The following is a 24,108-nucleotide window of genomic DNA, read 5'->3' as shown; positions in this document are numbered from 1 at the left end:
GATCCCTCACTTCATGCGTCGGGCCCCGGCGGGCCGGCGAGTACGGATGTCACGACGTCGACGAGGTCCTCGACGATCTCCCCGGTGGTCCAGTCCGCCGCGTCCGGGCCGTGCAGGCGGCGGGTGCGGCCGACGTCGCCGAGGACGTTCAGGGTCACGGTCATCGCTTGGGACAGCCGGAAATCGAGCGTCCGGCGGGGGACGCCCGGGCTCAGCCGGTCCAGCAGGTCGACGAACGCGGCGTTGCGCTCGAAGAACGACTCGGCGACCGCGTCCAGCCCGTCGCCGCCGGTCGCCAGCAGCCTGCCGACCAGCCGGATCCAGCATTCGCCGCCGGATTCGAGCACGGCGGCCACCGGCTGCACGAACGCGCGGGCCAATTCCCGTGCGGTGACCCCGTTTTCAGGGACTTCCCCCAGCACCGCGGTCCGCTCGACGGCCACCTGGCCGAGGCGGCTGCGCAGGACGGCGTCGAGCAAGCCTTCCTTGGAACCGAAGTGGTAGTGGATCGCCGCCACGTTCGTCCGCGCCGCCTGCATCACGGTGCGCAGGGACATCGCGCCGACGCCGTGCTCGGCGAAAAGCCGTTCCGCGGCGGCGATGAGCCGCTGCTCGGTCGCCGTTCCCCGGCTGCTGGGGATCCGCGCGGCTTCGGTGCCCATGGCGCGGACTCTATCAGCCGATTCAATCAGTTGATAGAGCCCGCGCGGGGCGTCAGAGCCGGTCGTACAGCGCGGCGAGCCGGGTGAGGACCGTGCCCGCGGCGTCGATCGCGTGCTCGTCGAGGTCCTCGGTCAGCTCGCGCAGCCCGGCGGCGAGGATCTGCTCCCGCTCGTCGTGGCGGCGGCGGCCCGCGTCGGTCAAGGCGACGATCGAGGTGCGGCGGTCGCCGGAAGCCGCTCGTTCGCGCGTGACGTATCCCGCGTTGGCCAGGCCGTTGACGAGCTGGGTGACCGCGGCTCCGGTCGTTTCGACGTGCCCGGCCAGCTGGTTGACCGTCATCGGCCCGTGTTCGGCGAGGCTTTTGAGCGCGCGGGCGTGCGCGAGCGAAAGGGCTTCGGCGTCGCGGGTCGCCCGGCCGCGGAGCCGGGAGTCGGCCGCGCTGAGCCGGTAGGCGGCTCGCGCCAGCCGGGTGATCGCCTCGTCGCCCATCGATTCTTCTCCTGTGGTGCCGGCCGCATTCCTTGCCGCGCGGAGTCTAGCCGTGGCATATTAGCTAAGTACTTAGTTAATTGAGGAGGCGATCATGACGGCACGTTCGGCCGGGCAGAGCTGGGCCTTGGACATCGCGCTGGCGCAAGGCGGGTTCGACGCGTTGCACCCGGAGGGCAAGGGCACGCTCGAACAGCTCGGGCACGATCACGCCGATTTCGACAAGGTGTTCGCGATGGTGCGCGCCGGGTCGATGCTGCCGAAGGCGTGGGCGGTCGTCGCGGGGCAGGCCGAAGAACGGGCCGCACACCACGAACGGCTTGGCTACCGGCGGACGGCGTCGGACCTGTACCTGCGGGCGGCGGTGATGTACGGCCGTGCGCAGTACTCGATCTTCGACTCCGCCGACGGGCGCAAGGCGAAGTTCCGCGAGCGCTGCGATTTCTGCGTGGCGCGGCTGGGGGAGCTGCGCGGGAACACCGTGCGCCGCGTGGAACTGGACTTCGAGGGCGGCAAGATCTTCGCGCTCCTGCACCTGCCGGCGCACCCGGTTTCCGGTGCCCCGGCGGTGATCCTCGGCCCCGGCATGGACATGATCAAGGAGGACTACATCTTCGCCGCCGAGCGCTACTACACCTCGCGCGGCGTGGTGGCGCTGTCCATCGAGGGGCCCGGGCAGGGCGAGACGCGGGCGCGCGGGCTGACGGTGACGCTGGACAACTACGAGCGCGCTCTCGAAACCTATGCCGGGTACCTCGCCGGGCTGCCCGAGGTGGACGAGAACCGGATCGGCATGTTCGGCATCAGCATGAGCGGCTACTGGGCCCTGCGCGCCGCGGCGGCGCCGGGCACCCGGTTGCGCGCGGTGGCGGCTTTCGAGGCGGTGTCCGGTGATTTCGAGACGATTTTCGAGCGGGCGCAGCCGAGTTTCAAGAACAACTACCTGTACATGGCGGGCTACACCGACGAGGCGGCGTTCGATCGCGACCTGAAGGACCGGATGCCGCTGGGCGATCTGGTGGGCGGCATCGAGTGCCCGGTGCTGCTGGGCATCGGCGAATTCGACGAGCTGACGCCGGTGGAGAACGCGCTCGAAACCTACGAGAAGATCCGTGCGCCCAAGGAAATGCGCGTCTACGAGGACGAGTTCCACCCGCTGGGCGGCACGGCGGCGGAGGTGTTCGCGTTCGGCGCGGAGTGGCTGTCGCGCGGAATGGCCGGCGAGTTCGACGCGCCGGGCCGGGACGAGCGGTTCTTCGTCCACCGCGACGGCCGCACGACGGAGGGATCGGCCGACCCGCGCTGGTGGCTCGGCGCGACCCCGGCCGGCCTTGCCGAGGTCCGTGAAGGACTCCTTGGGGGAATCTGATTCCTTCAAGGAGTCCTTCACGGACCGCAACTCCTTCAGGGGACGAGGACGGTTTTGCCGAGCAGTTGCCCGGAAGCCGCTTCGTCGTGGACGGCCGGGAGATCCGCCAAGGGCCGCCGGTCGGCGACGGTGATCCGCAGCGTTCCCGCGTCGACGCGCGACACGAGATCGGCCAGCCGACCGGCGTCGCTGACGACGAACACGCGAGCGATGCGGATCCCGCGCCCGGGGTTGTCCGGCGGGGGAGTCGTGGTGCTGACCAGCGCGCCGCCGTCGGCGACCAGGTCGGTCAGCGCCGCGACTTCCTCCGGTTTGGCGGGCACGAGATTGACCACGACGTCGAACTGCCCGGCCGTCAGCGGGCTGGCGGTGAAGTCGAGGTGGCCGATGATCCGGTCGGCTCCGTAGTCGCGGAGACGTTCTTCGTGGCGCGGGCTGGAAGTCGCGGTGACGATCGCGCCTGCTTCGTGGGCGAGTTGGACCGCGTAGCCGCCGACTGCTCCGCTGGCACCGTTGATCAGGACGGTCTGGCCTGCTTGCAGGTGAGCGTCGTCGAACAGTGCCTGCCAGGCGGTCAGCCCGCCGACCGGGAGCGCGGCGGCGTCGGTCAGTTCGACGGTCTGCGGCGCGGCGGCCAGTGCCTCGGCGGGGACGACCGCGTACTCGGCGGCGGCGCCGTCGGCGTTCATCGGCAGGAAGGCGACGACCGTGTCGCCGATCTGGCGGCCGTCGGCGCCGGGGCCGAGTTCGGCGATCGTCCCGGCGACCTCGATGCCCGGCACGTGCGGGAACTCCAGCGGGAACACCTCCTGCAGGCCGCCCGCGCGGATCCCGAGGTCGACCGGGTTGAACGACGTGGCGGCCACCTTGACCAGCACCTGCCCTGCGCCGGGGACCGGCCGTTCGGCCTCTTCGTAGGCGAGTACTTCACTGCCGCCGTAGCGGTGGTAGCGCACTGCTTTCATGGCATCCTCCGTGACTGCTTCAATGTCGAAGTAATTTGAGTATGCTTCGATATCGAAGCAAAGTCTCGGAGACGTGAGGGTCGCCACAGTGATTCGACTTCGAAGCATCTAAGCTGGCGATATGGCGGACGCGCTGGAACCGAAGCAGCTCACGACGTACTTCGCGTTGATGGAGGCCGTGAGCCTGCTGCAGCACGCCGTCACGCAGCAGCTGCAGGCGGAGGGCGGCCTGAGCTACGTGCAGTTCGAACTGCTGGCCCGGCTCGCCGACTCCAGCGAGCCCTTGACGATGACCGAGCTGGCCGACGGTGTCGTCTACAGCCGGAGCGGCCTGACTCATCAGGCAGGTCTGCTTGAGAAGGCGGGCCTGGTCACGCGCGCGCCGAGTGCGGAGGATCAGCGGGCCACCGTCGTCGCCATCACCGAGGCCGGTCGCGCGCTGGTGGCGAAAGTGCTGCCCGGGCACGTCGAAGTCGTGCGCAGATTGCTGGTCGCCCCACTGTCCACTTCGGACTTGGACGCGCTGGGCAGCATCATGGCCCGCGTCCGCGACCACATGCGCGCCGAGCCGCCCCGGTCGGTCGCCACCCGCCGGGGCCGGGTTCTCTAACGCGCATCGTCGTTGTTCTTAGACTGGCCGGGTGGAGGACATCGAGGCGATCGCCGTGCTGCAGGATCCGGTCCGGCGGCGGTTGTATGACTACGTGGCCGGCCAGGATCACGACGTGAGCCGGAACGAGGCCGCCGAGGGCGCCGGGATTCAGCGCACCCTCGCCGCCTTCCATCTCGACAAGCTCGTGGACGCGGGTTTGCTGGAGACGGAAAGCAAACGGCTGAGCGGACGTTCGGGTCCCGGTGCCGGCCGTCCGGCGAAGCTCTACCGCCGCTCGGGCGTCGAGCGCCAGTTCTCGGTGCCCGCGCGCGATTACCGCGTCGCCGCCGACCTGCTGGCCGAAGTCGCCGAGACCGCCCGCTTGGATGTCGAGCTGCAGGCCGCTGCCCGGCGGGAGGGCCGCGCCGCCGGACCGGTCGAGAACCTCGCCGCGGCGGAGGCTGTGCTCACCGCGCGCGGCTACGAACCACGGCAGGACGGGGACGTCGTGCGCCTGGCGAACTGCCCGTTTCATGTCCTGTCGCAACGGCATCCGGGGCTGGTGTGCGGCATGAACCTGGCGCTGCTGGAAGGACTGCTGGAGGGCGCCGAAGGCGTGCGGGCCCGGATGGACCCGCGCCCCGGCTTGTGCTGCGTGGTGGTCGAGTCTTCTAAAAATAATGAGAGTTGACATAGAAGGGCCGGCGATGGTGAGGTGAAGGCGTGACCGGACATCACCTCGCCCAGCTCAACGTGGGCATCCTGAAACATCCGCTCGAGGACCCGCGCATGGACGGCTTCACGTCCATGCTCGACACGCTGAACGAGGTCGCCGACCGCGCGCCCGGTTTCGTGTGGCGCCTCGTCGAGGACGGCGGCAACGACGCCACCGCGATCCGGACGCCGCTGGGGGCGGACGTGCTCGTGAACATGTCGGTGTGGGAGAACCGCGAAGTCTTGTGGGACTACGTCTACCGCAGCGGGCACCTGGACATGCTGCGCCGCCGGTCGGAGTGGTTCGAGCTGCCGAAGGCGCCGTTCCAGGTGCTGTGGTGGGTCCCCGCCGGGCACGTCCCCACGGTCGAGGAGGCCGTCGGGCGCCTGGAACTGCTGCGGGAGCAAGGCCCGTCGCCGCGCGCGTTCGGTTTCCGGGACAGCTACCTGCCCGAAAGCGCCGCTTCCGCCCCGTGACCGCCGCGACACGTGCCGGTGGGTCGCCGGACTGGCCCGCCGAGGTGGCTAGGGTGTCGGCGTGGCGAACATGTCCCGATGGTCGGATGAGAACGGCGGCTTGGATTTCGGCCTGCTGGTACTGCGGGTGATGCTGGCGGTCGCGATGGGCGCGCACGGCCTGATGCAGGTCTTCGGCCTGTTCGGCGGCGCCGGGATGGCGCACTTCGGGAACCTGTTGCGCGGCTACGGGTTCAGCCACAACATCGAGTTCCTCACCTGGCTGACCGGAATCACCGAGGTCGCCGGCGGAGCGCTGCTGGCGCTGGGCCTGCTGACCCCGCTGGCCGCCGCCGGACTGCTGGGCGTGGCGCTCAGCGCGGTGCGGGTGAAGTGGGCGGGCGGCCTCTTCGGCAGCGACGGGCCGGGGTTCGAGCTGGAGCTGACGCTGGCGGCGATGTCGCTGGCGCTGCTGCTGACCGGGCCGGGGTGGTACGCGCTGGACCGGCACACGGCTTGGCGGCAGAAACCGCTGGGGTTCGCGGTGGGCGGGCTGTTCTTGTCGGTTTGCGCGGCGGTGGCGGTGGGGTCGCTGTTCTGATCGCCGGTCTGGAAAGCTGAGCTGGTGTTTGCACTTGATGACGCCGGTCGGGAGCTGAACGCGGAGTTCTCCGTGGGGGAGAGCGGCGGCAGGCTGAGCTTGGTGCTGGAGAGCGCCGGCGGCCAGGGGAAAGGGCCGTGGCCGCGCAACCACGAGTACGTGCCTGCGCTGAAGCTGCTGCTCGGGCGGCTTCGGGAGCGGAAGGCGGTGCTGGTGTCCGGCGTCGTGGCGTCCTCGAAGACCGTTGATCTGCCGGAGGAAAAACGCAGCATCGTCCCGGCCCCGATCGACCTGGCCGCGGAAAGCGACCTTGAGCAGCTGCGGCGGCAGCTCACCCGGGCACAGGGGAAAGTCGGCTTGTCGGACAGCGCGGCGAAGGACGGGAACAACCGGAAGCGGATCGAGCTGCGGCTGCAGGTCCCCGGCTACGGCCCGGGCGATGCCGCGCGGCTCGCCGCAGATCTCGCCGCGCCTTCCGGGAGCGCGGTGCTGCCGCGTGCGGAGGACCTGCTCGGCGACCTGGTCGGGTCGACGATCCCGACTGTCACGGGCAGGGAGAACAAGGTCCTCGCCGTGCAGGACGGATCGGTGCTGGTCGGCACCGACCGGTCGCCGGAGGGGCAGCCGGTCCCGATCGCCGACATCCAGCACGGGCTGGACGTGCTCGCCGCGCGAGGGTCACTCCAGATTTCGGTCGACGAACTCGGCCACCGGAGTGCCTTTGTCGGGGCAGTGCTGTCCACGCTGCCGCACGCCATCCCGGCCAAGTCCCCGGCGACGGTGACGCTGGACAGCTCGACCGCCGAGCCGGACGCCGCCGACCGCCACTTCGGCGAACTCGATGCGATCACGCAGGTCAAGGTCCGGACTGAACAGACCCGGCTGCGGCGGCTGCTGGCAAACGAGCGCGAGTCCGCGCCCTGTGCGTTGTGCGGCGACGAGTTCCCGTTGCGGTTCCTGGTCGCTGCGCACGTGAAGAAGCGCGCAGCGTGTACTGACACCGAACGCCGGAACCTTCGCGACATCGCCATGCTCGCCTGCAGCTTCGGCTGCGACATCCTGTACGAATCGGGCTGGGTCACCGTCGGCGAGGACGGCCTCATCCAGACCGTGCCGCTCGACCAGCTTCCCGCCGGGAGCCTGAAGCTGCGTATGGAGCAGCTGGCCGGTCGTCGCTGTGAGGCGCACCGGCCGGAGTCCGAACCGTACTTCGCTTGGCACCGGACGACTACGTTCGTGGGCCGCCCGACCGCCTAGCTCTGCGGCACCTCCAACGTCGCCGCGAGCAAGCTCCGCGTATAAGCATGCGCAGGCGCCCCCAACACCCGCTCCGTCCGCCCCGCCTCGACAGCCCGCCCTTGGCTCAGCACCACGACCGCGTCGGAAATGCTGCGTACCACCGCCAGATTGTGCGTCACGAAGATCATCGACGGACCGTCGCTCATCAAAGACCGCAGCAGTTCCACCACCGACGCCTGCACCGACACATCCAGCGCCGACGTCACCTCGTCGCAGATGATCAGCTTCGGCTCGCACACCAGGGCCCGCGCGATGGCTACTCGCTGGCGTTGTCCGCCGGACAGTTCCGCGGGGTATCGGTCGGCCAGCCGGGCGGGGATTTCGACGCGGTCCAGTGCCGCGCGGGCTCGGCGGCGGCCTTCACGGGTGGCTACGCCGAAGTAGTGCCGCAGGGCCACTAGCAGGCTGTTTTCGATAGTCCGATGTGGACTCAGCGAACCGTAGGGGTTCTGGAAGACGTACTGCAGTTCACGCCGGGTGCGGACGTCTCGCCGGGCGGCTGCGGCGGGGACTGGCTTGCCGTCGAAGGTGATCGAACCCTGTTGTTCGGGGTGGAGGCCGGCGAGGCATCGGGACATCGTGGTTTTGCCGCTGCCGGACTCGCCGACTACCGCCAGGCATTCGCCGTGCTGCAGGTCGAAGGAGACATCGAAGACGACCTGGCGTCCGTGGTAGCCCGCGGTCAAGCCGGAGACCGACAGGAGCGCTGCCTGGTGATCGGCTGGTTGGTGCGGTTCCGCGCGGGGTGCGGTTCGGGTGGTGTGGGCGATCTCCTCCACTCGGAGGCACCGGGCGAGGGTGCCGGAAGGCGCGCGGACTAGGGGTGGAGGTGTTGTGTGGCAGGCAGGTACGGCGTGGTCGCAGCGTGGGGCGAAGGCGCAGCCGGTTCGGGTCTCGTCGATTCCGGGGGCCCGGCCGGGGATGGGGACGAGCCGGTGCCGGTGGGTCGCGGACGGTACGGCGGCCAGCAGCGCGCGGGTGTAGGGATGCGCGGCGCGGGTCAGGACCTCGCGGGCGGTGCCGTGTTCGACGACCTCGCCGCCGTACATGACGACTACCTGGTCGGCGACGTCGGCGATCACCGCGAGGTCGTGCGAGACGTAGATCGCCGCGAGGTCGCGGGTACGGCAGAGTTCCCGTACCAGGTCTAGGACGCGGGACTGGGTGGCGACGTCCAGCCCGGTCGTCGGTTCGTCGAGCACGATCAGGCGCGGTCCGGCGGCGATCGCCATGGCGATGGCGACGCGTTGCTGCTGTCCGCCGGAAAGCTGGCGTGGGCGGCGGCGCAGGAAGGCGTCGTCGCTGGGCAGGCCGACGGTGTCGAGGAGTTGTCGTACTCGGGATAGCGCGGGTGCGTCTAGGCCTTCGGTCAGCTGGGTGGAGATGCGCAGGGCTGGGTTCAGGGCGGTGGCGGGATCTTGGGGGACATAGGCGACTTTCCGGCCTCGGGCGCGGCGCAGGTCGGCGGGAGGCAGGGCTAGCAGGTCTACGCCGTCGACGGAGACCTGTCCGCTGGTGACGGTCGCGCCGGTGCGGGCGAAACCCAGCAGCGCCAGGGCGAGGGTGCTCTTGCCGGAGCCGGATTCGCCGACGACGCCGAGGACCTCGCCGCTGCCGAGTTCGAAGCCGATGTCCTGGACGATCGGGTGTCCCGCGGCTTCGACGGTCACGCCGGACACCGCCACTTCCTTGGCCACGTCAGCTCTTTCCTTCCGTGCGGCTGACGGTCCGGGCGACCGACTCGGCCACCAGGTTGCCGCCGAGGGCCATCATGAGGATCAGGGCGATCGGCGCGAGCACGGCCAGCGGCGCCACCGCCAGGCCGTCCTGGTTCTCGCTGACCATCAGCCCCCAGTCCGGCGCGGGCGGCGTGATGCCGAAGCCGAGGTAGTTCAGCGAGGCGATCGCGGTGATCGCCCACACCAGCCGCATGCCGGTCTCCACCATCAGCGGCGAGGTGACGCCGGGCAGCACCTCGCCGGCGACGATCTGCCGCGCGGGCAGGCCGTTCGCCTTGGCCCACAACACGTATTCGCTGTCGAGTACCGGCAGCGCGGCGCCGCGCAGCACCCGCGAGACCCCGGGGACGAACGCCACGCCGACGAGTGCGGCGGTGAGCAGCGTGTGGCGGCCGAACGCGGCGACGAAGACCAGCACGAAGATGGTTTCCGGGAAGCTCAGCACGACGTCCATCGCCCGCATGAGCACGGTGTCGGCGGCACCGCCGCGGTAGGCCGCGGTCAGGCCGACGAGCGCGCCGAGGGCCACGCCCAGTGCGGTGGCGAGGAGCGTCATCCAGGTGAGGCTGCCACCGCCGGAGAGCACGCGGCTCAGCACGTCGCGGCCGAGCAGGTCGGTGCCCAGCGGGAAATCCGCGCTCGGCCCGGAAAGCGGCGGCGCGACGATGGCGGTCGGCGGCCACGGCGCGAGCAGCGGACCGAAGACGACGATGAAGGCGATCGCGGCGAGCAAGCCGAGCCCGAGCCGGGCGCGGCCGGTGCGGGCCGCGCGGCGCACCACGGAGACGGTCATCGGGTGCGCCCCAGTGCGGAAAGGACGTCGGAGAGGAGATTGCACAGGTAGTACGTGGCCGCGAGGATGAGCACGCACGCCTGCAGGACCGGCAGATCGTGCGAGTTCACCGCGCTGACCAACGCGGTGCCGAGTCCCGGGTAGGAGTAGACGTATTCGACCACCACGACGCCGGTGATCGTGACGGCCGCGACCAGCCCGGCCGCCGGGAGGCTCGCCGCGATCGCGTTGGGCAGCGCGTGCCGGAACAGGATCCGGCGACGGCTGAGTCCTTTGAGGACGGCCATCTGCACGTACTCGCTGTCCAGCGCGTCGATGACGGAAGCGCGGACCATGCGTCCCAAGTACATCACCCCCATGAACGTGAGCGTGGCCACCGGCAGCACGAGTTCCGCCGGATGCCACCACGGCAGGTCGCCGGGCGGGATGTCCGAGACGCCTGGCAGCACCCCGAGCAGCGAGGTGGCGAAGAGCGCGATCAGCAGCATGCCGACGACGAACGGCGGCAGCGCCATGCTCAGCGACGAGACGGCGACGAACGCCTTGTCCGCGTAGCTGTCCCGGCGCGCCGCGCTCAGCACCCCGGCGGTCACCGAGAGGGGCAGGATCAGCAGCATCGAGACGAAGCCGAGGGTGAACGAGTTCACGATCCGCGGCCCGAGGATGTCCGCGACCGGCTCCTTGTTCTGCAGCGACACGCCCGGGTCCCCGGTGAGCAGGCCGCCGAGCCAGCGGCCGTACTGCGTCACGAGCGGCTGGTCGAGCCCGAGCTGATGGCGCAGCGCGGAGACCTGCTCGGCGGTGGCGTCCTTGCCGAGGACGATCCGGGCCACGTCGCCCGGCAACGCCTGCGTCACCAGGAAAACCAGCACGGAGACCAGAAACAGCACGAGCACGCCGAGCGCGAGCCGGCGCGCGAGCCAGCGCGGGCTCATCCGACGGTCACGTCGGTCAGGAACGACAGCGGGCGGCCGTTCACGTCCGGCACCAGCCCGCGCACTGCCGCCCGGTGCGGCATGAGCACGTCGGAGAATGCGGGCGTGATGTTCGGGCCGCTCGTGTACTCGATGTGGTGCATCTGGTTCATCAGCGGGCACTGGTCCTGCTCGGGCGAGGAGAACAGTTTTCCGGCGAGGCGCACGAAAGCGGGTTCGTTCCAGTGCGAGCCGTTGCCGATCCGGTCCGGCAGCAGGGAACCGAGCACGGACGGCAGGTAGGGGACCGGGTTGTAGTCGATGAAAGCCGGCCACTGGCCCCATTTCGCCAGCAGTTCCGGCGTCGGGACCACGTTCACGGTCACCTTCACGCCCGCCTGCGCGGCGTTCTGCGCGAAGACCTGCGCCAGTTCCGACATGCCGGGCAGCAGGCCGTCGGTGGTGATCGCGAACGCGAGATTGCTTTGCCCGGCTTCGGCAAGCAGTCGTTTCGCCGCCGCGACATCCGGGGCGCGTTGCGGGATGTCCGGCGGGGCACACGGTGGTGCGGTCGTCTCGTAATCGTTGGCGATCCGGGCGTAGCCGCTGAAGACGTTGGACACGATCTGCTGCCGGTCGACCAGCAGCCGCAGCGCCTGGCGCACCCGGACGTCGCTGAACGGCGCGGTCGCGGTGTTCAGCCCGATCCGCAGGCTGAAGTTCCCCTTGCTGTCCAGCAGCTGGATCCCGCCCCGGCCGACGAGCGATTTCGCGATCGTGGGGGTCGTGTTGGACGCGATGTCGACCCGGCCGGACAGCAGCGCGTTCGCCTGCGCCTGCTGGCTCTGGTACTCGATCAGCTCCACGGTGCGCAGCTTGGGTTTCTTGCCCCAGTAGCCGTCGAATCGATCCACAGTGGACTGCCGGCCGGGCGCGAACGACTTCACCGCGAACGGCCCGGTGCCGACCGGTTTCGCCGGCGCCGACCCGGTTTTCGTCATCGGCAGCAGCACGCTCGCCCAGATGTCCTTGAACGGGCCGAACGGCTCGGTCAGTCCGATCCGGACGGTGAGCTTGTCGACCGCCTCGATGGCGGCGGGGTCGATCATCTGGATCAGCGCCAGGCCCTGCGCCGCGTGCGCGGGATCGCGCAGGTACTTGATGCTGGACACGGCGTCGGCGGCGGTGAACTCGGTGCCGTCGGTGAACTTCACGCCGGGGCGCAGCGTGATCGTCCATTGTGTCCGGTCGGCGTTCGGTGTCATACCGGTCGCGAGCCGCCATTCGGTTTTGCCTGCCGGGTCCAGCGAGGTGAGCCCTTCGAAGAGCAGGGAGCTGCGCAGTTCCTGGATCGGGCTCTGTGTGCCGACGTACGGGTTGAGGCTCTCGCCCGCGTCGGCGGAGACGGAGACGCGAAGCGTGTCGCCGCCCGCCGCCGCGTCGTCCGGGCGGCCGCAGCCGGCGAGCAGCGCGGCGCCGAGCAGGAGGGTTGGCAGCCATCGGGCTCTGCGCGACACTGGGGACCTCCAGGGGCAACCGGGAAATCTAAGCCATTAGATACGGCGAGCGTCGCCACAGGGTACGGCCACTCCCGGCCTGAAGGAAGAGTCTACAAGTGGAGAAGCTAATCGTTTAGAGTGTGCCGTGCAGCCGTCGTGAACCCGGCCGGGAGCAGCAGGAGGAAGGGGCCGCATGACCAGTCCGTACGAGCACCTGTTCGTGAGGAAGATGCCGAACTGCCTCGACGACCTCGTCAACGAGGGAGCCGCGGCGGGCGTCGTCGAACCGCCCAACGTCGGCGAATCGCTCGCCCTGATGCGCGCGAAGGAGGTTCCGGAGAGCAAGATCCACCTCACCTACACGTGGATCAGCGAATGCGACACGCCCGTGCAGTGGGTGAAGGAGCACCAGCACGACTACGACGAGGTGCTGATCTGGCACGGGAACAACCCGGCCGACCCGGACGACCTCGGCGCGGAGATCTACCTCGACGTCGAGGGCGTGCGGCACGTGATCACCACGAGCGGGTCGGTCTACCTGCCCGCGGGCACCCGGCATTGCCCGCTCGGGTTCACGCGCGTGGACCGGCCGTTCCGGTTCAGCGCGCTGTCGCTGAACTCGGTTTACGCCTCGGACGAGCACACGCTCCCCACGCGATAGCGGATCGCCCCGTCGCGCGTTCGCTGCGGCGGGGCGGTCATCCGCTGGCGGCGGCTCCGGCGTGCGCGGCTTCTTTGGTGACGCCGGGAGTGCAGCCGCAGGTCACGCCGATGCTGAGGGTGCCGTCCAGCACTGCCGAGCAACCGTTGCCCGCCAAGGCGTCGAAGGCGCGAACCGAGAATTCGTCCAGCGGGACGTGGACGGTGGTGAGCGGAACGTTGCCGAGCCGGGCTTCCCTCGTCCCGTCGAAGCCGACCACCGCGAGATCTTCTGGCACGCGCAGTCCGAGGCTGTGCGCGATGCGGATGGTTACCAGTGCCTGTTCGTCGGTGGTGGCGTAGACCGCGCGGATCCGCTTGCCGCTCGTCAGCACCTCGCGCACGGCGCGGCCGGCCTCGACCTTGTCGAAGGATGTCCGGACGAGCCTGCCCTTCGTGGACAGACCTGCGTCCGCCATCGCCCGCCGCCAGCCGCCTTCGCGCCCTTCGGCCGGTCCCACCGCGATTTCGCCCGCCACACAAAGGATGTCCGTGTAGCCGTGCCCGAGCAGGTGCTCGGTGACCAGCCGTGCGCCGTCGAAGTCGTTGAAGGTGACGCTGGGGGAGTCGTCCGGTGCGGTCCACTGCAGGAACACGCACGGCGTTTCGGCCGACAGCCGCGGTTTTTCGCCGGTGGTCACGAAAATTCCGCGCGGCCGAAGCTCGGAGAACGCCTCGCCGTACTCGTCCGCGAGCCCCGGGCGGTAGTCGGTGTTGCCGAGCAGGGTGAGCAACCCCCGGCGGCGGCCCTCCGCTTCGAGGCAGCGCGACATCTCGCCGTAGAAGGCGTTCGCCGTGTCCGGCACCAGCAGTCCGACCAGATTGGACCGTCCGCCGCTCAGCGCCCCGGCGAGCGGATTGCGCCGGTAGCCGAGCATCCGGATGGCGTCCTCGACCTTGCGCCGCGTCTTCTCCGCCACCGGGCGGGGGCCGTCGTTGACGACGTAGCTGACCACCGCCGTGGAGGTGCCGGCCAGCCGCGCGACATCGGAAAGGACCGGCCGGCGCGCGGGGCGCGGGGTCTCCTCGGTTTCGGCTGGCACGATGCCACTCTAAAGCACCGGGCCGGGTCCATTCGGCACAGCGGGGCTTCAGTGCGTGGTGTGCTTGGCCGGATACCAGTCCTCGCCGACGGGTTCGCCGGCCAGGTTCCAGCTCCAGGACTCGGTCGGCGTGATGCGCAGGAACGTTCCCGGGCCGACCATGCCGACGCGCTCGAACGGCTGTTCCGCGTACCCGTAGATCCGGATCCCGCGCGCCACGAACGGGTCGAAGGAGGGCAGGTCGTCGACCACCAGCGAGACGTTCCGGTTGCCCGCGGCGACGTTGCGGAACTTGCGGGTGCGGGTCACGGTCGCGCCGCCGCCGACCCAGAAGTGCGTCCCGTCGTATTCCACCGCGACCGGCACGACGTCGGGCTGGCCGCCGCTGTCCACGGTGGCCAGGCGGCCGGTGGGCTGCGAGCGCAGGTAAGCGATCTCGTCCTCGGTGAACGACACGGGGCGGCCTTTCTTTTTCGGCGGGGCGTCAGGCGGCGTCGAGGTACCCGGCCAGGTCGTCGAGTTCCTTCGGCCAGCCCTGAGCGTGCCCGGTGAATTCGTTGTCCGCGATCGGCGCGGGCATCCGTGCGAACCCGGTTTCCACCACGTGCAGCCGGGTGCCCGTCGCGATCGGTTCCAGGGTGAACTCGACGTGCGTGTGATACGGCTCGTCGTCCGGCAGGCCGGGCATTTTCCAGGCGAAGCCGAACACCGTCGGCTCCTCGACCCGTTCCACGGTCAGATCGGCCAGGTAGCCGCCGTCCCACCGCACCTCGGCCGGGCCGCCCGGCCGCAGGTCGATGGCCGCGGAATCCCCGAACCAGGAGCCGAGGCCTTCGGCGGTGGTGAGCGCGGCCCACACTTTCGCCGGCGGGTGGGCGAACTCGGCGGTCCGCTCGATGCGGTCGGGAATGGCCATGCGAATCCTCCGTTTCCGGCAGCCGCCATCCTAAGGCGGCCGGCCGCGGTCGTGCTTACCGTGTGCGGGCGGCTTCCCCGGCGGGCGGGAGCGCGGGAACCGGCGGCGGCCGGAGAAAAGCGGTGGCCCAGGCGACGACCGCGGCGGCGCACGCGAAGACGAACCCGGTGAGCACCGTCGCGGCGGGCGAGAATCCGCTGATCGCCATCCCGCCCGCGGCCGAGCCGACCGCGACCCCGAGGTTGGTGAACGACGCGGGCAGCGACTGGGCGAACTGGGCGCCGGGACCGGCGAGGCGCACCACCCGGTACTGCATCGCCGGCACCATCGCCATGCCGAGGACCCCCAGCGCGAGCAGCGCCACCACGACCAGCGCCGCGATCGAGCCCGCGAGAAACAGCGTCAGCAGGGAAAGCGCGAGACCGCAGGAACCGGCGATCAGCGTGCGCGGGGCGTCGCGGTCGGCGAACCGTCCGCCGCCGAACGAGCCGAACGCGGTCGCCACGCCGTAGACCAGCAGGAAGACGCTGAGCGACGTTCCGGAGACTCCGGTGACCTGTTCCAGGAACGGGGCGAGGTAGGTCAGCGTGGCGAAGATCGCCGCGCACAGCAGGACGCCGAAGCCGAGCACCGCGAGCACCCTTGGTGCGAGGGCGTATCTGGCCTGGTTGCCGATGCCTTGGACGGCAGCCGCGACGGGCGGGACGAGCACGGCGATCGCGACGAGCGTCAGCGCGGCGAGCACCACGATCGCGGCGAACGTTCCCCGCCAGCCCAAGGCCTGGCCCGCCGTCGTGCCCAGCGGCACGCCGAGCGCGGCCGCCACGGTGAATCCGGAGACGACCGCGGAGATCGCCCGCCCCATCCGCTCCGGCGGCACGACCGAGGTGCCTGCTTCGAGGGCGGCGGCGATGAACAATCCTTGCGCCGCACCGGAAAACACCCGGGCGGCGAGGATCAAGGGGTACTCGCCGGTCAGCACCAGCGCCAGATTCGCCGCCGCGAACAGGCCGAGCGCTCCGGTCAGGATCGCGCGCCGGGGGAGCCGGATCGTCACCGCGGTCAGGAGCGGTCCGCCCAGCGCGAGCCCCAGTGCGTTCGCGGTGACCAGCATCCCGGCCGCCGGGATCGGCACGGCCAGGTCCTCGGCCACCAGCTTCAGCACCCCGGGCACGATCAGCTCGGCGGTGCCGAGGACGAACGAGCCGAGGAACAGCACGGCCAGGACCGCCTTGGCCCGGGCGGGGGACACGGCGCTCACGGGGCCACCGACGCGGGGAAGGGACGGCCGGTGCCGGTGGTGATCAAGGCGTGCAGGCTGGTGTTGACGCAGGCGGTCCAGCCTCGCACGCAGAGCTGGTAGCACGTGCTGGCCGGGGTCAGGCCGTGGTGGGTGAAGCGCAGCGTGGTGCCGCCCTCGCCGCGGGCGATGTCGAAGGTCATCGCGGTGCCGTCCCACTCGTCGTCGGAATCCTCGACGTGCCAGGCCACCCGGCGGCCGGGAACGAGGCCGGTGACCCGGATCCGGCCTGAGGTGATGGCTTTGTCGGTGAACGAGAACACGTCGCCCACCTGGGCGGACGCCCCGGTGACGGTCTCGCTGAACCAGGCGCGGACGTCGGTGATCGCCGCGAACACCTCGTCCGGCGAGCGGTCGGCGGTGAACCCGGTGGTGAAGTCCGTGGTCATGGATCCTCCCTGTGGCAACTGATCGGTTGCGACGTTATGGCAACTGATCGGTTGCGTCAAGTTCGGAACTAAGGTGTCGGGGTACTCGCCAGCGCACGACACCGAGGGGCACCGTGGAAGCATCAGCGCGCCGCACGAGGGGCGAATCGGCCGGGCTCACCCGCGAAGCCGTCGTCGCCGCGGCCGAGGCCGTCGCCGAACGGGCGGGCGTCGCCAAGCTGTCCTTGCGCGCGGTGGCCACGGAGCTGGGGGTCAGCCCGACCGCGATCTACCACCACGTCCGCGACCGGGACGAGCTGCTCGACGCGGTCGCGGACGCGTTCGTGTTCCGGAAGGTGCTGCGGCGGCTGCCGCGGAAAGCCGATCCGCTCGATCGGGTCCGGGTGATCGCGAAGCGGCTCCGCCGGGCCGGGATCGAGCATCCGGGCCTGCTGTCCGCGATCGTCGGCTACATCCCCGAACAATCGCCGTCCGCGCAGATGGACTGTGCCGAGCTGATCATCTCGGACTTGCTCGACGCCGGTGCCGCGCCGGACCGGGCGATCGTGCTTTACCGCGCCGTGGTGATGCTGTGCGTCGGCGACGCGATCGCTTACGCCAACTACGCCCGCCCGCGCGCGATGCCGCTCGCCGATCGGATCGAACGTCATCTGAAGACGGAGCAGTACCGCGTGCTCCGCGGCTATCTGCGCCGCTCCGCGGAGCCGGAGGGCGACCGCGGCTTCGACAAGCAGCTGGATGTCGTCTTGCAGGAGCTGATGCCGCCCGCGCCCGCGTGAGACCTGGCGGTCCGTGAGGGGAACCTTCACGGACTCTGATTCCCTATGCTAGGAACATAAGCTGCGTGGCGCCGCGCCTGTCGACCGTCCACAAAGTACGCCAGAACCGGCGATTTGCCCGATTGGTGCCCGCGTGGCCATGTCCGGAGGTCCGTGAGGGGAACCCTGAGGGAATCAGAGTCCGTCAGGGTTCCCCTCACGGACGACCAAACCCGCTCCCGCCGGCCCGCCAAGAGCGGCCCTGGCCAGCCTCTGCGACGGCAAGGCGAGCCTCGACGGCACCCGCAGCGCCCGCCTTAAGTCCCCGGCATTGGAATCTGATTCCCTCAAGGAGTCCTTCACGGACCTGGCTCCTCGCGTCCGCGGCCGAGCGTTGCCGTGCCGGGAAGCCCTGCCGTGCTCGGGCGGTCCGCAGTGGCCCTTGCCATTTAAATTGACACTGTTAATATGACTCGCACGGCCACCAGCCGCTCTGCCCGTTTCTCCGCTGCCACCACGCCGGGAGTCCCTATGCCGTTCGATGCCGAGAAGGTCCGCGATATCGCTGCAGCGCAGCTGGAAGGAGACCCGGAAGGCGGGGCCGCGCTGTGCGTCTTCGTCGACGGGGCCGAGGTGCTGAACGAAACGTGGGGGTTCGCGGACGCCGAGGCGGGTGCTCCCTACACCGCGGACACCCTGCAGATCGCCCAGAGCATGGGCAAGGGTGTGGTCGGGGCCGTGGCCGCGCTTCTGGTCGCCCGGGGGCAGCTCGACCTGGACGAGCGCGTCGCGGCGTACTGGCCTGAGTTCGGCACGGCGGACAAGCGGGACATCACGGTGTCCCAGCTGCTTTCGCATCAGACCGGGTTGCTTTATCTGGACGGCACCATGCCCTTCGCGCTCACCACCGACCGGGAGAAGCTCGCCGCGGCTCTGGTCGCGCAGGCTCCCGCGTGGGAGGCGGGGGCCAAGATCGGGTACAGCCCGCAGACCGTCGGGAACTACGCGGATTTCCTGTTCGAGCGGGCTTCCGGAAAGGGCTTCGCCGAACTGCTGCAGGAAGTCAACGACGCACTCGGGACGGAACTGTCCGTCGGCCTGCCGGTCGGGCGGCGGCACCGGGCCTCGCGGGTGCTCGCCGCGGAGGGCGGCGCGCTTTCGGAGGAGGCGTTGGCCGCGCTGCTCGCCGATCAGGACAGTCTGTTCGCGCGCATCTTGCACAATATTCCGGAAACGCTGCCCGACCCGATGCCGGCGGTCAACGGCGACGGGATTCGCGACGCGTTCATGCCCGCCGCGAATATGTTCGGCAGCGCACGGGATTTCGCGCGTCTCTACAACGCGTTGAACACCGCATTGCGCGGCGGACAGTCGCCGCTGTGGTCTCGTGAGGCGGTCGAATTGGCGACGACCGAAATCGTGCGCGGCACCGATGCGGTGCTTTCGCTGGAGACGGCGTTCGCGCTCGCGTTCCAGAAGCCCAGCACGACCTATCCGCTCGCGCGGAGTCCCCGCGGTTTCGGGCACGGGGGAGCGGGCGGTTCGCTCTCGATGGCCGACCCCGATGCCGGTTTCGCCTTGTGCTGGATGGCCACCCGGTACGGAACCGCTGCCTTCGACCCGCGCCAGACCGCGGTGCTGAACGCCGTCTACTCGGCACTGGACTGACCGAATGCCTTCCGAGAAAAGGGGAATGCGAATGACCGGACTTCCCGATCCCGGTGCGCGCGACATCCGCGGCACCGCCGAATTCGAGCGAGTCGCGCAGTTCTACCGGCGGTGGCACGAGCCGGCGTTCGGCGAGGTCAGCGGGGCGGCGTCGCCGTCGGCCGCGCCGGACGGGCGTGCGATCGCTTTCGCCGGGGAGGTCCGCGCGGACCTCGAAGGCCGCCCGCGGTTCCGGCTGTGCGTGGCCGACGGGTCCGGGATCCGGCGGCTGACCGGCGCGGACACGGCGGACGAGCGGAATCCCCAGTACTCCCCGGACGGGCGGACGATCGCGTTCACCTCCGACCGTGAGACGTCCGGCGTCCAGCAGCTGATGCTGGCCGACGCGGCGAGCGGGCAGGTGCGGGCGGCTCCGGCGGTCGACGGCACGGTGGAGTACCTGCAGTGGTCGCCCGACGGGGCGCGGATCCTGCTGGGCGTCGCCGGGCTTGGCGCGGATCTCGCCGGGGGAGAGGGGTCCGGCGGCGTCGTGCGCGGCGAGCGCGAGGAGCTTCCCGGCTGGATCCCCGAGACGGACTCCGGGGTGTCCGGCGAGGACTGGCGCAGTGTCTGGCTTTACGACGTCGCGGGCCGCACGGTGGAGCGGTTGCCGTTGGCCGGACGGAACGTGTGGGAATCGGCGTGGTGCGGGCCGGACGCGGTGCTGGCGGTGACGAGCCCGTCGCCCGGCGAAGGTGCTTGGTACACCGCGGATCTGCGCCGGGTCGAGCTGTCCGGTGTGGACGAAGTCGTGTACGAACCGGACCGTCAGCTGGGCTGGCCGGCGGCGAGCCCGTCCGGCCGGCGTCGCGCGGTGGTGCGGGCGTGCTCGTCGGACCGCTGGGTCGTCGCGGGCGATGTCGTCTTACTGGCGGAGGGGCGCACGGCGAAGGTCGAGACCGCAGGCGTCGACGTCACGCAGTTGCAGTGGCTCGATGAGTCGCGGCTGGCGTTCTTGGGCGTGCGCGGGCTGGAGACGGTCGCGGGCGTTTACGACGCGGACCGCGAGGAGACGACCGAACTCTGGTCGGGCGCCACCACCTGCGGGGATCGCTATCCCGTCGCGTCGTTCCTCCCGGACGGGTCGGCGGCGGTGGTGCACAGCGGCTATTCGGTTCCCCCGGAGCTGGCGTGGCTTCGCGACGGCAAGGTCGAGACCGTGGCCAGCCTGCGTCATGCGGGGTCCGACTACGTGGGCGAGACGGCTGGAGAGGTCGAGCCGGTCGAGTGGACCGCGCCGGACGGGACCGGGATTCAGGGACTGCTGTGCACTCCCGAGGGCGAGGGCCCGTTCCCGCTCGTGGTGAACGTGCACGGCGGGCCGGTCTGGGGTTGGCGGAACCAGTGGATGCTGGGCGGCACCTACGTCCGGCTCCTCGTCAGCCGCGGTTACGCCGTGCTGCATCCGAACCCGCGCGGCAGCAGCGGGCGCGGCCAGGAGTTCGCCGAGGCGGTCTTCGGCGATCCCGGCGGCGCGGACACGTTCGACTATCTGAGCGGGATCGACGCGCTCGTCGCTCGCGGCATCGCCGACCCGAAGCGCATCGGCGTGACCGGGGCGTCCTACGGCGGCTATATGTCGGCGTGGCTGATCACCCAGGACGAGCGGTTCGCCGCCGCGGCTCCGATCGCTCCGGTGACCGACTGGCACTCCCAGCATTTCACGTCCAACATCCCGTTTTTCGACGAGCTGCTGCTCGCCGACGGCCCGCACGGGACGTCCGGCCGGTACCGGGACCGCAGCCCGGTGACGCACGCGGGCCGGGTGCGCACGCCGACGTTGCTGATCGCCGGCGCGGAGGACCGGTGCACGCCGCCGGGCCAGGCCGTCGAATTCCACAATGGACTGCAGCTCGCCGGCGTGCCGTCGGTGTGCGTCGTCTATCCCGGCGAGGGACACGGGATCCGGTCTTTCCCGGCGGTCGCGGACCAGGGTGCCCGGCTTCTCGACTGGTTCGACCGGCACCTGTCGCTTCCGGAGGCATCGTGACCACCCGACTCGCGGCCTGGAGCGACGCCGAGCTGACCGCTCTTCTCGACCAGTTCCCGGGACGGCGGCTTTCGCCGGGACTGCTGCGTGCGATGACGCAAGGCTGGTCCGTGCCCGGGAACGACCCCGCGGAGTGGCCTGGCGCCGAGCCACGCCGAGCGCGACGCACCCGGATCGCGGCGGACTTCCCGGGCAGCACGCTGGTCGTTCCGGCGGGACGACCGGCGGTGCGCACGAACGACCTGCCGTTCGCGTTCCGCCCGGGGACCGACCACATGTGGCTGGCCGGGCCGACCGAACCCGGGTCGGTGCTGGTCCTCGGGCCGGACGGCGAGGAGACGCTCTACGTCGCCGAGCAGCCCGCGCTGGGGCATCCGCTGGCGGTGCTGGACCCCGAAGGCCCGCTCATCGAAGGCCCCCGGGAGTCGCGCGCGGCGACCGCGGTCCGGCTCGGGATCGAAACCCGGCCGCTCGGCGAACTCGGCAAGCGGCTTCGCGGGACCGAGGCGAGGACGGTGCGCGGCCTCGACCCAGCGGTCGACGACCTCGTGGCGGACGACGGGCGGGAACTGGAAAAGCAGCTCGCGCGGCGTCGGATGGCCAAGGACGTCTACGAAATCGACCAGCTCCGCCGCACCGCGGACGCCACCGTCGAGGGTTTCGCCGCCGTAGCAAGGGCGTTGCCGGAGGCGGTCCGGTACGGCGAAGCCTTTGTCGAGGGCGTCTTCGCCCGAGAGGCCAGGACACACGGCCGCGGGCTCGCCTACACCCCGATCGTCGGAAGCGGGCACCGGGCGACGATCCTGCACTGGCAACGCAACGACGCGCCGGTCGGACCGGAGGATCTGCTGCTGCTCGACGCCGGGGTCGAAGGGCCCGAGCTGTATGCCTCCGACGTCGCCCGCACCATGCCGGTGTCCGGCCGGTACCGCTCCGCGCAGCGGGACGTCTACGAGATCGTCCATGCCGCGCACGAGGCCGCACTAGCGGCCGTGCGCCCTGGAGTGTCCTTTATGGACTCTCATCGCGCGGCGCAAAGCGTTCTGGCGGAAGGGTTGCGGAGCCTCGGTGTATTGCCCCATCCGGCTTTCGACGGGCTCGCCGACGCGGAGCGCTCGTGGCGGTGGACGTTGCACACCACGAGCCACATGCTCGGCGTCGACGTGCACGACAGCATGGTGGTGGCCGGGGAGTACTTCGCCGGCGAGCTTGCGCCGGGGCATGTCCTCGCGGTCGAGCCCGGGCTGTACTTCTCGCCGTTCGACGACTACGTGCCCGAGCACCTGCGCGGAATCGGCGTGCGGATCGAGGACAACGTCGTGGTCGGAGACGACGGGATCGAGGTGCTGACTGCCGCGCTTCCGACGTCTGCCACAGGCATCGAGGAGTGGATCGCCGACTGCGCCGGATGAGGGCGCGCGTTCCCCGGGGGTAGTTCTCCGCCGCGGTCCGTTCCGCGGCGGCAGGGGGGTGTCATCGCTGTCATCTCAGGAGGCACCGTGTCCGATATCGTTCCCCGTCCGCCTCGTCCCGGGTCCGCTCCGGCGGCCGTGTTCCTGCTGGCCGCGCTCACGGTCGCGATCGGGGCGCTGGAAAGCATGCCGTTGCCCGCTCTTCCGCTCATCCAGCGGGAACTCGGCCTGGATCCGGCACAGGCCGCCCTGCTGACCACGACGCTGCTGCTGACCGGGTCGGTCACGATGCCGGTCATCGCCAAGCTCGCCGACGCGCGCGGCGGCCTGCGGGTGCTGCTCGGTCTCGCCTGGTGCATCGTCGCCGGCGGGGCGGTCTCGGCGTTCGCCGGGTCGCTGCCGCTGATGGTGTTCGGGCAGTTCCTGCAGGGGCTCGGGATCGCGGTCGTCCCGGTCGCGTTCGTGGTGCTGCGCGAGCTGTTCCCGGAGCGGATGTCTGTGGCGGTCGGCGTGATCACCGGGTGCTTCACCGTCGGCGGCGGGGTCGGGGTCTTGGCCGCCGGGCCGCTGGCGGACGCCTTGTCGCGGCGCTGGATGTTCCTGCTGCCCACCCTGGTGGTCACGGCGCTGGCCGTGCTCGCGCACCTCGTGTTCCGGCGGAGCGCGGGCGGGTCCGGGCAGGCGGCGCGCCTGGATTGGGCGGGTGCGTTGCTGCTGGCCGGCGCGCTCGCGACGTTGACCCTGAACTTGGCGTGGCTTCCGCAGAACGGCTGGGTTTCCGTTCCGACCGGGATTCTCCTCGCGGCGACGATCGGCTTCGGGGCGGCGTGGGTGTTCGTGGAACGCCGGGTCGCTGAGCCGGTGGTGGACCTGGCGATGCTGGCCCGGCGCGGAGTGTGGAGTTCCAGCATCGTCGCGGCGGTGCTGGGCGTGGGGTATGCGGTGCCGTACTTCTTGTTCCCGCAGCTGCTGGCGATGCCGCCGTCGGTCGCCGGGTTCGGGTTCGGGGCGTCGGCCAGCACGATCAGCCTGTACCTGTTTCCGGCGGTCGCGGTGGCGGTCGTCGTCGGCCCGGTGACGGGGCTGCTGGTGCGGCGGGTCGGCTCGCGGGCGGTGGTGGCGGGCGGGCTCGTGGTCACGGCGGCGGGGATCCTGTTCGCGGCGGTGTGGCACAGCCAGCCTTGGCACCTCGTGGTCAGCATGCTGCTGACGATCGGGCTCGGGGTCGGCGCGGCGTTCACCGCGCTGTACACCGGCGTGATCGACTCGGTCGAGCAGGCTGACACGGGCGTCGCCACCGCGATCAACGGCATCGCGCGCGGCATCGGGCTGTCGCTGGGAGTTCAGCTTTCCGCGCTGATCCTCTCGACGGGCCTCGACCCCGTGACCCACCTGCCCACGCGGCGGTCTTTCGCGTTGGGGTTCCTGCTGTCGGCGGTGCTGGTTCTCGTTCCGCTGGCGGTGGTGCGGTTCGTGCCGGGTCGGGTGCGGGCTGCGGCGAGGGTCGCCGAGGTGCGGCTCTGACGCACGCGAAAGGGGGTCCGCGGCAGCTGCTGCGGACCCCCTTTTCGGGCCGGTCAGTACCAATGTCAGGGACTTGAGGCGGCGTTATGGGTGCGGCTGAGGCGTGTTCGCCCAGGCCGAAGCTGCTGGCGGACCGGGCTGGCTTGCGCCGGGACCGACGTGGGCGGCGGGAGCTGGGGTGTCGTCCGTGAGGGGGCCCCTGAGGGAATCTGATAGGGCTTTGTCAGGGTGGGAGTTGTTGTTGGCATAGCGTGCAGGCCCCGGTCCAGCTGGTGAG

The 24,108-nt window shown here is 70.5% G+C and carries 24 protein-coding genes; 12 read left to right on the top strand and 12 right to left on the bottom strand.

Annotation, left to right across the window (positions count from 1 at the left end; genetic code table 11):
* Positions 1–11: 11 nt before the first annotated feature.
* Together ACFSVL_RS08335 and ACFSVL_RS08330 are read right to left on the bottom strand one after the other, a co-directional pair.
* Positions 12–662: a TetR/AcrR family transcriptional regulator gene (locus ACFSVL_RS08335; RefSeq protein ID WP_378302082.1), complete on the bottom strand. Its 651-nt coding sequence runs from the start codon at positions 660–662 to the stop codon at positions 12–14.
* Between the two features lie 52 nt (positions 663–714).
* Positions 715–1,152, bottom strand: coding sequence for a MarR family winged helix-turn-helix transcriptional regulator (locus ACFSVL_RS08330; RefSeq protein WP_378302080.1), 438 nt, complete (start codon positions 1,150–1,152; stop codon positions 715–717).
* 94 nt (positions 1,153–1,246) lie between these two features.
* Here ACFSVL_RS08330 and ACFSVL_RS08325 point away from each other — a divergent pair, with 94 nt between their 5' ends.
* The gene (locus ACFSVL_RS08325) at positions 1,247–2,521 is read left to right on the top strand and encodes an alpha/beta hydrolase (RefSeq protein WP_378302078.1); all 1,275 of its coding nucleotides are present in this window, start codon (positions 1,247–1,249) and stop codon (positions 2,519–2,521) included.
* Positions 2,522–2,556: 35 nt separating this feature from the next.
* On the opposite strand, the gene ACFSVL_RS08320 is transcribed toward ACFSVL_RS08325, so the two are convergent.
* Positions 2,557–3,486 carry an NADP-dependent oxidoreductase gene (locus ACFSVL_RS08320; protein WP_378302076.1) on the bottom strand — a complete coding sequence of 310 codons (930 nt, stop codon included), beginning with the start codon at positions 3,484–3,486 and terminating at the stop codon, positions 2,557–2,559.
* A 121-nt stretch (positions 3,487–3,607) separates the two neighbouring features.
* On the opposite strand from ACFSVL_RS08320, the gene ACFSVL_RS08315 reads away from it, so the two are divergent.
* The 5 genes from ACFSVL_RS08315 (at position 3,608) to ACFSVL_RS08295 (ending at position 7,106) form a co-directional block, all read left to right on the top strand.
* On the top strand, positions 3,608–4,096 hold the full coding sequence (locus ACFSVL_RS08315; protein WP_378302074.1) for a MarR family winged helix-turn-helix transcriptional regulator: 489 nt from the start codon (positions 3,608–3,610) through the stop codon (positions 4,094–4,096).
* 31 nt (positions 4,097–4,127) lie between these two features.
* The gene (locus ACFSVL_RS08310; RefSeq protein ID WP_378302072.1) at positions 4,128–4,769 is read left to right on the top strand and encodes a helix-turn-helix transcriptional regulator; all 642 of its coding nucleotides are present in this window, start codon (positions 4,128–4,130) and stop codon (positions 4,767–4,769) included.
* Between the two features lie 32 nt (positions 4,770–4,801).
* Complete coding sequence (locus ACFSVL_RS08305; protein WP_378302070.1) at positions 4,802–5,269, top strand: DUF3291 domain-containing protein; 468 nt, start codon at positions 4,802–4,804, stop codon at positions 5,267–5,269.
* Between the two features lie 70 nt (positions 5,270–5,339).
* Positions 5,340–5,849 (top strand): DoxX family membrane protein, encoded by a 510-nt coding sequence (locus ACFSVL_RS08300; RefSeq protein WP_378302433.1) that lies wholly within the window; start codon positions 5,340–5,342, stop codon positions 5,847–5,849.
* A 24-nt stretch (positions 5,850–5,873) separates the two neighbouring features.
* Positions 5,874–7,106, top strand: coding sequence for a hypothetical protein (locus ACFSVL_RS08295; protein WP_378302069.1), 1,233 nt, complete (start codon positions 5,874–5,876; stop codon positions 7,104–7,106).
* Here ACFSVL_RS08295 and ACFSVL_RS08290 read toward each other — a convergent pair.
* From ACFSVL_RS08290 to ACFSVL_RS08275, 4 genes are read right to left on the bottom strand one after another with little or no spacing between them, the layout of a single operon-like run.
* Positions 7,103–8,845 (bottom strand): dipeptide ABC transporter ATP-binding protein, encoded by a 1,743-nt coding sequence (locus ACFSVL_RS08290; RefSeq protein WP_378302067.1) that lies wholly within the window; start codon positions 8,843–8,845, stop codon positions 7,103–7,105. The two genes, ACFSVL_RS08295 and ACFSVL_RS08290, sit on opposite strands and share 4 nt — an antisense overlap.
* 1 nt (position 8,846) lies before the next feature.
* Entirely contained in the window at positions 8,847–9,680 is an 834-nt protein-coding gene (locus ACFSVL_RS08285; RefSeq protein WP_378302065.1) for an ABC transporter permease, read from the bottom strand.
* Positions 9,677–10,615, bottom strand: coding sequence for an ABC transporter permease (locus tag ACFSVL_RS08280; protein WP_378302063.1), 939 nt, complete (start codon positions 10,613–10,615; stop codon positions 9,677–9,679). Before ACFSVL_RS08280 ends, ACFSVL_RS08285 begins: the two co-directional genes overlap by 4 nt.
* Positions 10,612–12,111 (bottom strand): ABC transporter substrate-binding protein, encoded by a 1,500-nt coding sequence (locus ACFSVL_RS08275; RefSeq protein WP_378302061.1) that lies wholly within the window; start codon positions 12,109–12,111, stop codon positions 10,612–10,614. Before ACFSVL_RS08275 ends, ACFSVL_RS08280 begins: the two co-directional genes overlap by 4 nt.
* Before the next feature lie 175 nt (positions 12,112–12,286).
* Between ACFSVL_RS08275 and ACFSVL_RS08270 the strand changes: the two genes are divergently transcribed.
* Complete coding sequence (locus tag ACFSVL_RS08270; protein WP_378302059.1) at positions 12,287–12,754, top strand: hypothetical protein; 468 nt, start codon at positions 12,287–12,289, stop codon at positions 12,752–12,754.
* Positions 12,755–12,791: 37 nt separating this feature from the next.
* Here ACFSVL_RS08270 and ACFSVL_RS08265 read toward each other — a convergent pair whose 3' ends face one another.
* The 5 genes from ACFSVL_RS08265 to ACFSVL_RS08245 are packed head-to-tail and all read right to left on the bottom strand — an operon-like array spanning position 12,792 to position 16,440.
* Positions 12,792–13,835 carry a LacI family DNA-binding transcriptional regulator gene (locus ACFSVL_RS08265; protein WP_378302057.1) on the bottom strand — a complete coding sequence of 348 codons (1,044 nt, stop codon included), beginning with the start codon at positions 13,833–13,835 and terminating at the stop codon, positions 12,792–12,794.
* A 48-nt stretch (positions 13,836–13,883) separates the two neighbouring features.
* Positions 13,884–14,291, bottom strand: a complete 408-nt coding sequence (locus ACFSVL_RS08260; protein ID WP_378302055.1) for a PPOX class F420-dependent oxidoreductase — start codon at positions 14,289–14,291, stop codon at positions 13,884–13,886.
* A 28-nt stretch (positions 14,292–14,319) separates the two neighbouring features.
* Entirely contained in the window at positions 14,320–14,751 is a 432-nt protein-coding gene (locus tag ACFSVL_RS08255) for an SRPBCC domain-containing protein (protein ID WP_378302053.1), read from the bottom strand.
* A 55-nt stretch (positions 14,752–14,806) separates the two neighbouring features.
* Positions 14,807–16,012 (bottom strand): MFS transporter, encoded by a 1,206-nt coding sequence (locus ACFSVL_RS08250; protein WP_378302051.1) that lies wholly within the window; start codon positions 16,010–16,012, stop codon positions 14,807–14,809.
* Positions 16,009–16,440 (bottom strand): SRPBCC family protein, encoded by a 432-nt coding sequence (locus ACFSVL_RS08245; RefSeq protein WP_378302049.1) that lies wholly within the window; start codon positions 16,438–16,440, stop codon positions 16,009–16,011. Before ACFSVL_RS08245 ends, ACFSVL_RS08250 begins: the two co-directional genes overlap by 4 nt.
* 113 nt (positions 16,441–16,553) lie before the next feature.
* Between ACFSVL_RS08245 and ACFSVL_RS08240 the strand changes: the two genes are divergently transcribed.
* The 5 genes from ACFSVL_RS08240 (at position 16,554) to ACFSVL_RS08220 (ending at position 23,831) form a co-directional block, all read left to right on the top strand.
* Positions 16,554–17,219, top strand: a complete 666-nt coding sequence (locus ACFSVL_RS08240) for a TetR/AcrR family transcriptional regulator (protein ID WP_378302047.1) — start codon at positions 16,554–16,556, stop codon at positions 17,217–17,219.
* 510 nt (positions 17,220–17,729) lie between these two features.
* The gene (locus tag ACFSVL_RS08235; protein ID WP_378302045.1) at positions 17,730–18,866 is read left to right on the top strand and encodes a serine hydrolase domain-containing protein; all 1,137 of its coding nucleotides are present in this window, start codon (positions 17,730–17,732) and stop codon (positions 18,864–18,866) included.
* A gap of 31 nt (positions 18,867–18,897) precedes the next feature.
* A complete protein-coding gene (locus ACFSVL_RS08230; RefSeq protein ID WP_378302043.1) occupies positions 18,898–20,895 on the top strand; it encodes a S9 family peptidase in 1,998 nt (665 codons plus the stop codon).
* A complete protein-coding gene (locus ACFSVL_RS08225) occupies positions 20,892–22,307 on the top strand; it encodes an aminopeptidase P N-terminal domain-containing protein (RefSeq protein ID WP_378302041.1) in 1,416 nt (471 codons plus the stop codon). The genes ACFSVL_RS08230 and ACFSVL_RS08225 overlap by 4 nt, the downstream gene beginning before the upstream one ends.
* Positions 22,308–22,394: 87 nt before the next feature.
* Positions 22,395–23,831 (top strand): MFS transporter, encoded by a 1,437-nt coding sequence (locus tag ACFSVL_RS08220; protein WP_378302039.1) that lies wholly within the window; start codon positions 22,395–22,397, stop codon positions 23,829–23,831.
* The last annotated feature ends 277 nt before the right edge of the window (positions 23,832–24,108 follow it).

The sequence above is a fragment of the Amycolatopsis silviterrae genome, from assembly GCF_042684085.1.
Taxonomy (GTDB): Bacteria; Actinomycetota; Actinomycetes; order Mycobacteriales; family Pseudonocardiaceae; genus Amycolatopsis; species Amycolatopsis silviterrae.
This window is presented reverse-complemented; position numbering and strand designations above follow the sequence as displayed.

What these genes read in the sequence shown, in the direction of transcription:
- ACFSVL_RS08335 (WP_378302082.1), bottom strand. Translation starts at nt 662, where the DNA reads ATGGGCACCGAAGCCGCGCGGATCCCCAGCAGCCGGGGAACGGCGACC.
- ACFSVL_RS08330 (WP_378302080.1), bottom strand. Translation starts at nt 1,152, where the DNA reads ATGGGCGACGAGGCGATCACCCGGCTGGCGCGAGCCGCCTACCGGCTC.
- ACFSVL_RS08325 (WP_378302078.1), top strand. Translation starts at nt 1,247, where the DNA reads ATGACGGCACGTTCGGCCGGGCAGAGCTGGGCCTTGGACATCGCGCTG.
- ACFSVL_RS08320 (WP_378302076.1), bottom strand. Translation starts at nt 3,486, where the DNA reads ATGAAAGCAGTGCGCTACCACCGCTACGGCGGCAGTGAAGTACTCGCC.
- ACFSVL_RS08315 (WP_378302074.1), top strand. Translation starts at nt 3,608, where the DNA reads ATGGCGGACGCGCTGGAACCGAAGCAGCTCACGACGTACTTCGCGTTG.
- ACFSVL_RS08300 (WP_378302433.1), top strand. Translation starts at nt 5,340, where the DNA reads ATGTCCCGATGGTCGGATGAGAACGGCGGCTTGGATTTCGGCCTGCTG.
- ACFSVL_RS08285 (WP_378302065.1), bottom strand. Translation starts at nt 9,680, where the DNA reads ATGACCGTCTCCGTGGTGCGCCGCGCGGCCCGCACCGGCCGCGCCCGG.
- ACFSVL_RS08280 (WP_378302063.1), bottom strand. Translation starts at nt 10,615, where the DNA reads ATGAGCCCGCGCTGGCTCGCGCGCCGGCTCGCGCTCGGCGTGCTCGTG.
- ACFSVL_RS08270 (WP_378302059.1), top strand. Translation starts at nt 12,287, where the DNA reads ATGACCAGTCCGTACGAGCACCTGTTCGTGAGGAAGATGCCGAACTGC.
- ACFSVL_RS08255 (WP_378302053.1), bottom strand. Translation starts at nt 14,751, where the DNA reads ATGGCCATTCCCGACCGCATCGAGCGGACCGCCGAGTTCGCCCACCCG.
- ACFSVL_RS08245 (WP_378302049.1), bottom strand. Translation starts at nt 16,440, where the DNA reads ATGACCACGGACTTCACCACCGGGTTCACCGCCGACCGCTCGCCGGAC.
- ACFSVL_RS08235 (WP_378302045.1), top strand. Translation starts at nt 17,730, where the DNA reads ATGCCGTTCGATGCCGAGAAGGTCCGCGATATCGCTGCAGCGCAGCTG.
- ACFSVL_RS08230 (WP_378302043.1), top strand. Translation starts at nt 18,898, where the DNA reads ATGACCGGACTTCCCGATCCCGGTGCGCGCGACATCCGCGGCACCGCC.